General features: G+C 40.5%; 8 protein-coding genes and 2 pseudogenes. 6 read left to right on the forward strand and 4 right to left on the reverse strand.

The window, feature by feature from the left end:
* Both IM319_RS02510 and IM319_RS02515 read left to right on the forward strand, forming a co-directional pair.
* Positions 1-150, forward strand: a pseudogene (locus IM319_RS02510) (RNA-guided endonuclease TnpB family protein); the annotation flags it as partial.
* Positions 151-268: 118 nt separating this feature from the next.
* Complete coding sequence (locus IM319_RS02515; protein ID WP_286827331.1) at positions 269-1117, forward strand: hypothetical protein; 849 nt, start codon at positions 269-271, stop codon at positions 1115-1117.
* Positions 1118-1154: 37 nt separating this feature from the next.
* Here IM319_RS02515 and IM319_RS02520 read toward each other — a convergent pair whose 3' ends face one another.
* Positions 1155-1658 (reverse strand): hypothetical protein, encoded by a 504-nt coding sequence (locus IM319_RS02520; protein WP_286827332.1) that lies wholly within the window; start codon positions 1656-1658, stop codon positions 1155-1157.
* 38 nt (positions 1659-1696) lie between these two features.
* Between IM319_RS02520 and IM319_RS02525 the strand changes: the two genes are divergently transcribed.
* Positions 1697-2620, forward strand: coding sequence for a lysylphosphatidylglycerol synthase domain-containing protein (locus IM319_RS02525; protein ID WP_287076230.1), 924 nt, complete (start codon positions 1697-1699; stop codon positions 2618-2620).
* Between the two features lie 65 nt (positions 2621-2685).
* Here the strand turns inward: IM319_RS02525 and IM319_RS02530 are convergent, their stop codons facing one another.
* Positions 2686-2922, reverse strand: coding sequence for a hypothetical protein (locus tag IM319_RS02530; RefSeq protein WP_080603301.1), 237 nt, complete (start codon positions 2920-2922; stop codon positions 2686-2688).
* Positions 2923-3039: 117 nt separating this feature from the next.
* Complete coding sequence (locus IM319_RS02535) at positions 3040-3396, reverse strand: hypothetical protein (RefSeq protein WP_286827333.1); 357 nt, start codon at positions 3394-3396, stop codon at positions 3040-3042.
* A 114-nt stretch (positions 3397-3510) separates the two neighbouring features.
* Between IM319_RS02535 and IM319_RS02540 the strand changes: the two genes are divergently transcribed.
* The gene (locus tag IM319_RS02540) at positions 3511-6837 is read left to right on the forward strand and encodes an AAA-like domain-containing protein (protein ID WP_287734514.1); all 3327 of its coding nucleotides are present in this window, start codon (positions 3511-3513) and stop codon (positions 6835-6837) included.
* Between the two features lie 64 nt (positions 6838-6901).
* Here the strand turns inward: IM319_RS02540 and IM319_RS02545 are convergent, their stop codons facing one another.
* Positions 6902-7732: a Ycf66 family protein gene (locus IM319_RS02545; RefSeq protein ID WP_287734516.1), complete on the reverse strand. Its 831-nt coding sequence runs from the start codon at positions 7730-7732 to the stop codon at positions 6902-6904.
* 165 nt (positions 7733-7897) lie between these two features.
* Here IM319_RS02545 and IM319_RS22340 point away from each other — a divergent pair.
* Together IM319_RS22340 and holA are read left to right on the forward strand one after the other, a co-directional pair.
* Positions 7898-8086: pseudogene (locus tag IM319_RS22340) on the forward strand (WD40 repeat domain-containing protein).
* A gap of 35 nt (positions 8087-8121) precedes the next feature.
* Positions 8122-9105, forward strand: a complete 984-nt coding sequence (gene holA, locus IM319_RS02550; RefSeq protein ID WP_287734517.1) for a DNA polymerase III subunit delta — start codon at positions 8122-8124, stop codon at positions 9103-9105.
* Positions 9106-9242 lie beyond the last annotated feature (137 nt).

The following is a 9242-nucleotide window of genomic DNA, read 5'->3' on the forward strand; positions in this document are numbered from 1 at the left end:
CATGACCGAGATATTAACGCTAGTAAAAACATTTTGGCCGCAGGACTTGCGGTGTCAGTCTGTAGAGCGACCATAAGACCAGAACAGAGTAAATCTGTTAAGGCAGGTGCGAAACCCCGCAAGGGAAAGAAGCAGAAACCCAAATCGTGAGGTTTGGGAATCACCGTCCGTTTTACGGCGGTGAGGATGTCAATGTAACCCCCCAGATCGCGCTTTTGACTTGCTTGATTACTAATTTACTATGTGTCTCCGCCGCTAGGAGTGTGATATGAATCGTCCTGGGAATCGGTTTACCGAATCACCGAAAACCCCCCCGACTCCTGAATTTCCACTTCAGGAAGTCCCCCTTGAATCCCCCCATACCGAGGCTGATTTAGCCGTAGAGTCAGCCACCCCCGCAGAAGTCAAACGTCAACAACCGATCCCCCCTCCCAGTCATCTGCGGCAGTATCGGGCGATCGGTCTCGTCTATGGCCATTATCAGCGATCGGAGGAACAATTAACTAAAGGCAATATTTTAACTGCCGATGGTACTCCGATCGATTCTGTGATTCTCGGTCGAGTGATCAGTTTGGTCAAAAATCATCTCGATCTGGAAAAACCGCATCTTTGGGTGGTTTATCCGCGCACCCGTCAGGAAAATGATGCCCTTCATGTTCAGATTGTCGGTGTTTGGGAACCAGAAACCCTGAAAAAGGAGGATGATCAGGAGATAGAGCCTCTCCTCGCTTCTACCCCGGGTTATTTCTCGATTCGAGGCGAAGTCATCTTTACCGAACGGGAAAATCAAGCGGTAGTGGTCAAAATCCGACAAATGCCCAAAACTGAAGCAGACAAACCCAAGTTTTTTAAACTAAAATTGCGCGGCACTTTACCTGGTAAACCGATCAGTCGTTTTTGGGATTTTCAGGTACAACTTAAAGGAGATGCCTTAACCATTTTGGAAGGTTTAGACCTCGGTTTTGCCAGCAAGAAAAAACCGATGGGTAAGGGAGGTTTTAAAAAGCCTTTTGATAAAAATCGTCATCCCTCGGGGGAAGGAGAAAAACGACCTTTTACCCCCGGACAATCCCCTATCCCTCGGCCTTCCCGACCAAAACCCGTATCGGAAAACTAATTTTTTTCTAAGGATGGGTGAGAAACCCATCCCTAGTCTAGGATTTGGTTTTGGGAGCTATTTGATACTTAGTATTAGGAATATAAGCGCGAATGTTATAACTATAATCTGTTCCCAAAATCTCGGCGATAAAAACCGCTAACTGAGTGCCTAAAATCGCTTCATCGGCAGAACTAAAAGATTTATAATCTTCTATTAACCATTCTTGACCACCATTAACTAAAGTACATTGAAATGTACCGAGAGATTCGGCGATTTCTGTATGTTCTGTATAGTTTCTCGTTCTTACTTCCCCCCTACTATCTGCTCTCAAACATAATTGATTAAGTTCTGAATAAAATTTGGCAGGAATTTTGTCTAAATCACCCCCTTTAGTCACCCAATGCACAAAAAGATGAAAAGACCAAGGAAGATTGAGGTAGAGTAGATAAAATAAACCCAGAATAATTGTTAAATATAAGGAGGAAGTCAGGAATTTATCATATTTTCTTTTTCGGGATCGATTTAAACGTTTAGCTAAATCTAGCTTTGATCTTTTCATAAATTTTAATGAGTCAAAAGTAATTCGTAAAAAGTAAGATGTATAAAAAAATCTGGCGTTTTGCTCCGATTATCCTGTCTTTGAGTTTATTTATTCTAGCGGTCTGGGCAATTAGTCAAGAATTTAAACACTACACTTTTGCTCAACTGTTGGCTAGTTTGGATCATCTTACCACAAGTCGTAAGCTAGAAGCTATTTTTTGGATGGCTTTGGGTTATTTGTCGATGACGGGTTATGATCGCCTAGGTTTTTATTATATCAATCATCCCTTAGCTTTAGGCACTATTATCCGCGCTGCTTTTATCAGTTATGCTCTTGGTAATACCATTGGTTTGACCTTATTTTCTGGGACAGCAATTCGTTATCGTTTCTATACTCCTGCGGGGGTGGGGGTGGTGGATATTGCCAAAGTTATCACTTTTACCCATTTAAGCTTTTGGTTAGGAATGTTAGGGATTGGTGGTTTAAGTTTCCTCCTCGATCCCCAACGGATTCCTCAACTTTTAAAATTACCTTTTTTAACTACTAAACCTTTAGGAATAATTTTTTTATTGCTGGTTACGGGATATTTTTTCTTGACTCTCACCTATAAAAAACCAATAAGAATCGGCCAAGAAAACATCTATTTACCCTCTTGGACTCTTTCCCTGGCTTTGATTTTGTTGACTTTTATTGATTGGATATTAGCCGCTAGAGTTCTCTATCTTCTTCTCCCGGGCAGCTACAATACTTCGTTTTTAGGATTTTTCGGTCTCTATGTATTTGCCATGACGGCAGGGGTATTAAGCAATGTGCCGGGGGGAATAGGTGTTTTTGAGTTTATCATGCTGAGATTACGGCCAGAATATGTATCTAATGCCGAGCTTTTAGGTTCTTTAATCGCCTATCGAGCTATTTATTATTTCCTGCCTTTAATTGTCGCTTTTGTCTGGTTGTTGGGTTACGAGGCGCGCAGAAAATAAGGTCTTCAAATTAGCTTAAACGGACAAAAAAAGTCCCCATGCCGTCATAGCTGGGGAGCATCAATCTAGTAGGCTAAAGTTTCTAAAGTTTCCCGTAGATAGGAACAAATGCGAGCATCAGCATCGTCTCTATTTTTACCTGATTCTAGTTGTTCTTGCTGCCAACGCCGAAAACCGGAACTAGCGGCGATGGCTTGTTTTAAATGCTCCCAAGTGTGATGATCTTTATGAAGTGGGGTGTCAGAAAATGTGGTAGAGTTGCCCATTTTTACCTCTGGTGGTAGGGTTGCACTTTTTAACATAACTTAAAAATCGCTGAAAATTCTGATAACTGGGACACAATTAGGCAGAAAAAGGTGTTGCCTAGGGGGAAAGCTGCGGGGATGCCAACACCTTTTTTGAGGAAATATAGCAGATTTTTAGGAGATTTGGCTGGTTTCTGCCGCTTCTTCCGCCTCCACTGCGGCATTTAAAGCTGCGGGGGGAATGGGGATAGGAAATACCGACGGCAGGTTAGCGGCGGCATCTTCGGGAGGCTGTCCGGAGTGAAAACGACGGTAGCTTAAAACACCGGCTACGGTGATTGCTCCTGTAGCGGTGGCAACCCCTAAAATAAGTTTGTTAGGATCGACATGGAAGCTGTTATTGCTGCCAAAAATGCCTTTAGCTTGAGCGAAAGCACAAGCGGAGGCACTGCCAGCATCAAGAGTACCTAAAACAATACCACTGACAAGGGTGGCACTAACGGCGATGGAGGTGAAAAAAGTTTTCTTCATAATTGCCTTGGAGATAGGTTGTCAATAGCGATTATCCTTGCATTATATATATCTAAATCACAATTGTCTATTTTATTTGCGTTGGTGACATTAAAATAACTTTGTTTAAGAATAATGAATTATCAATATCGTGTTGGGGGTAGTCTTGCCTATAACCATCCTACCTATATCGAGAGAAATGCCGATCGAGAACTGTTAACGGCGTTAAAAAACGGTCAATTTTGCTACGTTTTTAACTGTCGTCAGATGGGTAAATCCAGTTTAAGGGTACGAGTGACTCATATTTTACAGCAATCGGGCAGGGATTGTGCGGCGGTAGATATAACCAGTCTTGGTAGTAATGATAATTTATCCCAATGGTATAACGGGGTGATTACCCGTTTGTTTTTAGGATTTAATCTGACGGGAAAAATTAATCTTAAATCCTGGTTGCGCGAGCGAGAGGATTTACCTCCCGTACAGCGTTTGGGACAATTTATCGAGGAAGTTTTATTAGTTTATTGTCGGGGAGAGAAAATCTATATTTTTATTGACGAGATCGATAAAATTCTCAGTTTACAGTTTTCTCTAGATGACTTTTTTTCCCTGATTCGTTATTGTTATAACCAAAGAGCGGAAAATGCCCAGTATGAAAGAATTACTTTCGCTTTATTCGGTGTTGCTACCCCAGCAGATTTAATTCGCGAAAAGACCCAAACATCTTTTAATATCGGCCAGGCGATCGAATTAACAGGATTTAATCTTCCAGAAATTGCTCCTCTAGCCGCGGGATTATCCGGTCAAAGTAATTATCAACCCGACTGGTTAGAAAAAGTTATTTTTTGGACGGGAGGACAGCCATTTTTAACCCAGAAAATCTGTCAGCTATTGCTGGAAAGTAATTTAGATATTGAGACGCTGATCAAAGAGAGAATTATTAATAATTGGGAATCTCATGATGAACCAGTTCATCTGCGAACTATTGCCGATCGCTTGTTAAGAAATCAAGACAAAGCGGGTCGTTTGTTAGGCATCTATCAACAAATTTTAGAAAAAGGTGCAATCCTGTGCGATGATAGTCCAGAACAAGGGGAATTAAGGTTGTCGGGGTTAGTGGTAAAAAAGGATAATCAATTAGTAGTTTATAATCCTATTTATCGAGAAATATTTAATCTCAATTGGGTGGAAAAACAATTAGAGCAATTGCGTCCCTACTCAGAAGCGATTGCCGCTTGGCAACAGTCTAATTATACCGATGAATCGCGGCTTTTACGCGGAAAAGCTTTAAATAATGCCCTCGATTGGTCTCAGGGGAAAAGCTTAAGTAATCTTGATTATCAGTTTTTAACTGCTAGTCAAAACCTCGATAAAAGAGAGGCAGAAATTAGCCTAGAAACTCAGAAGCAAGCTAATAAAATTTTAGCAATTGCTCACCAAAAAGCCACCAAGAGAATTAAAATTGGCTCAGTAATTTTAATTGCTTCTCTTTTGGGTTCTCTCTTAGCTTTTGTTCAGGTAAAACAAGCATGGCAGCAAGTAGAAACCGCTCAAATAGGTATTAAATTACAGCGCCAGGGTGATAGTTATTGGCAACAATTTCAATTTGAACAACTAGAATCTTTAATTGCGGCCATGCAAGCAGTAAATAGTTTAAAAAATATCGTTACTGATGACCAAACCCTAGGTAAATATCCTGCTACCAGTCCCATTATTACCCTACAACAAATTTTAGATCGCATTCAAGAAAAAAACCAACTGCAAGGACACCGGGGAACTATTTATAGTGTTAGTATTAGTTCAGATCGTCAAAAAATTGCCACTGCTTCTCAAGATGGGACGGTAAAAATTTGGAATAAAAAAGGTGAGAATATTCAAACTTTGACAGGTCATCGAGGAGCAGTTTATAGTGTTAGTTTTAGTCCCGATGGTCAAAAAATTGCGACCGCTTCCGAAGATAAAACCGCCAAAATTTGGAACTTGCAAGGGCAAATTTTAGTCACCTATCCTGACCATCAAGAATCAGTTTATAGTGTTAGTTTTAGTCCCGATGGTCAAAAAATTGTCACCACTTCCAGGGATAAAACCGCTAGATTATGGAATTTATCAGGTCAAACTTTACAGGTATTTAAGGGACATAAAAGATCGATAGATGCAGCTAGTTTTAGTCCCGATGGTCAAAAAATTGCCACCGCTTCCCGGGATGGTACGATTAAAATCTGGGATTTATCAGGTAAAATTATCTTGAGTTTAGGTAAAGAAAATATTGAGGCTTTTTATAGTGTTAATTTTAGTCCCGACGGTCAAAAAATTGCCGGAGCAGCGGCAGATAAAACTGCTAAAATCTGGGATTTACAGGGAAATTTAATAGCTACTTTCCGGGGACATCAAGATTTTGTCAACAGTGTTAATTTTAGTCCTGATGGCCAGTTTTTAATTACTGCATCTAGTGACGGTAGTGCTAAAATTTGGGGAATGCAAGGGGAAGAAATAACTACTCTCAGAGGACATCAAGAATCAGTTTTTACTGCTGTATTTAGTCAAGATGGAAAACAGGTGGTAACTGGATCGAGTGATGAAACGGCTAAAATTTGGCAACTGAACAATTTAAATCAAGCTAGGACTGATAATACCAGTGTTAGCATTAATTTCCAGGGCAATATTATCGCTATTGCTAATAAAGATGGTCAAATTACTTTACTCGATTCCCAGGGGAAAAAAATTAGAGAATTTGCCACAAAAATGCGCTCAATCTATAGTATAGCTTTTCATCCCGATAGTAATCAGATAGCGATTACAGGAAGAAATGGAAAAGTACAAATCTGGAGTCAAAAAGGAACAATGCTTCAAGAATTTACTGCTAGTCAAGTACCGATTTATAGTCTTGCTTTTAATGGAGAGGGAACAGCAATAATCACGGGAACAAGCGAGGGAAAAGTTCAATACTGGCATTTAAGTAATTATCGGCCTCAATTAATTAATTCCTGGACAGCCGATGATAATATTATCTATGATTTGGTGTTTTCTCCCGATCACCAAAAAATTGCTACGGCTGCTCGAGGAAAGATTAAAATTTGGGATTTACAGGGCAATCTTTTCGAGGAGATTAAAACCGATTCTTTTCCCGTTTATGGAGTTAGTTTTAGTCCCGATGGTGAAAAAATCGCCGCTATTTCAAGGGATGGTACAGCTAGACGCTGGGACATGGACGGAAATTTGCGATCGGAGTTTAAAATAGAAGAAGATATCGTCTATGGGATCACTTTTAGTCCTGATAGTCAAGAGATTGTGATTATTGCTAGGGATGGTCAAAAGCATCGATGGCCCTTAGAAACGGAATATAATTATTTACAAAAATTGCTCGATCGAGGTTGTCTTTGGTTAGAAGATTATCTCAGGAATCGTCCCGAAAAACGAAAAGCTCTATCCCTGTGTACTAGGAAAATAAAACCATTCACATTTTAAACTTGGTTTGACTGGGTGGGGGGCATAATTATTGTCTAACCCACCCGCTAAATAATCTTAATTTTTAATCCGATGGGGGGGGATTTTCTGCGCTTTGGGATCGAGTTTCTGGGGGAGTATCTTCTCCGATAGTTTCTTCTGGGGGCAAATCTTCCTCGGTAACTTCAATAATCACCGTTTCGCTAACAGCAATAGTTTCGACTTCAACATTTGCGACAGGTTCAGTCGGAGGAATTTCTGGGGGATTTTCGGAAGAGTTGATCTCTTCTTTTGCCAAATCAAAATCATCGAAATCATCGAAATCATCGAAAGTTTCCCCATCATCAATAATTTCTGCGGCTTTTTCCCCAATTTCTGTCACTGATTCTGTAATAGTTTCCCCGATAGCCGCCGCTTTTTCTATAACGGGGTCCACCGTTTCTTGAGCTTTTTCCTCAATTTCTGTCACTGATTCTGTAATAGTTTCCCCGATAGCCGCCGCTTTTTCTATAACGGGGTCCACCGTTTCTTTAACCGTTTCTTTAACTTTTGCCGCTACTTTCTCAGCTTTAGCTTTAGTTTTAGGGGATTGAGAGGGAGTAACTTTCCCGAGACGATTGCCTAACCAACCGACAATAGTAAATAATTTAACCGGTTTGTCGGGATAAAAAAGTGCTTGTCTGAGTTTGAGAGTTTGCCAAGCGAAAGCAATAAATAAAATGGCTGCGGCAACTTGTCCCAGGAGGATAGCGCCTGTAATCCTTCCCGCGCACAACCAGAGGACAAGGGCATAGAATAATCCTACCGCACTCCAGAGAAAATCATCTTGACGGTGGCGATCAGGGGCGATAAAAGCGGTGGTGAGGAGGTACAGACTACTCAATCCCACAACGACCGCTAGGATATAGGGCAACATTTGCGATTCTCCTTTGACATTTCCTTTTTTATTGTGCGTTATTTGGGGTCGATCGAGTCTATTTTTTGATTAATTTTCAAAATTATCGAGTCAGATCGTCTTTAACTGTGTTGATGAATAGCCAGCGTTAATATTAGGAAATTCTTGGTTTATCCTCTCATGCTTGTGCCGATCAGATTAAACAAGCTTTCAGACCAAACGATTAAGTTTTGATATTTAACAAGCAAAGAGGAATTAGGAACCCTTGATCAACCCACAGACAAACTGTTATCTTTAGCAATTAGTGCCGATGGTAAATATTTAATTATTGGTATTGCTGACAAAACTGTAAAAATTTGGGAAAATGGGCAATAGTAACAACTCAAGATAACTGCTATAAGTAGAAACTTATGCCGACAATATTTTATTGGGGAGAAGATGAATTTGCTATTAACCAAGCGGTGAAAAATCTGCAAGCAAAACTTCTCGATACCAATTGGATACAGTTTAATTATGATAAAATTAATGGTGATCGCAATGAAGCAATTATCGAGGCCCTCAATCAAGCGATGACTCCAGTTTTCGGCATGGGAAATCGTTTAGTTTGGTTAGCTGATACGGTTATTTGTCAACAATGTTCCGAGGATATTTTCCAGGAATTACAGCGCACTTTGCCCAATTTACCCGAAAATTCCTATCTGTTATTAACCAGTGCCAAAAAACCCGACTCCCGCTTAAAATCGAGCAAGTTTATCCAAAATCAGGCGGAGGTTAGAGAATTTGAACTAATTCCGCCTTGGAAAGTCGAGGAAATTGCCCAAAGAGTTAGGGAAATTGCCAAAGAAGTGGGAGTAAAATTAACTTCCGATGCGATCGAACTCTTAGCGGAAGCGGTGGGAAATAACAGCCGCTTGCTGTGGATGGAGTTAGAAAAACTGCGTTTATTTAAAAATAATTCGGCGGTAACTATTGACAAAAAGGACATTTTAAGCTTAGTCAATGCCAGCAATCAAAGCAGCTTACAGTTAGCCAGTGCTATTTTAAAACGGGAGACAGGCAAGGCCCTAGAATTAGTCAATGAATTATTAAATCGCAACGAGAACCCCCTGGGTATCACCGCCACCCTAGTGGGTCAATTTCGCACTTGGGCAATAGTGAAATTAAAAATTGAAGAAGGAGAAAAAGACGACAAAAATATCGCCGCCGCCGCCGAAATTGCCAATCCCAAGCGACTGTATTTCATTCGCAAAGAGATACAATCCTTTTCTTCTAAGCAACTTCTCGCCACCTTACCCATACTTCTCGAATTAGAATATCGTCTCAAGCGGGGTGCAGAACCTTTGGCAACTTTGCAAACAAAAATTATTGAACTTTGTTGTTTATTGGTGACTTAATAGTTACTAATTCTGTAGGCAAACGTCGCACTTTGAATCAGCTTTGTACGCTTTGACCCGTACAGGGCTAACTACAAGCCTCTCTATCGGATTCTTGCTAAATGCAACCTCTCCGACTACCTTTCTCCCTATATTTA

Origin of the sequence: Microcystis sp. M113S1, assembly GCF_020246945.1 — a bacterium.
In the GTDB taxonomy this organism is placed as follows: domain Bacteria; phylum Cyanobacteriota; class Cyanobacteriia; order Cyanobacteriales; family Microcystaceae; genus Microcystis.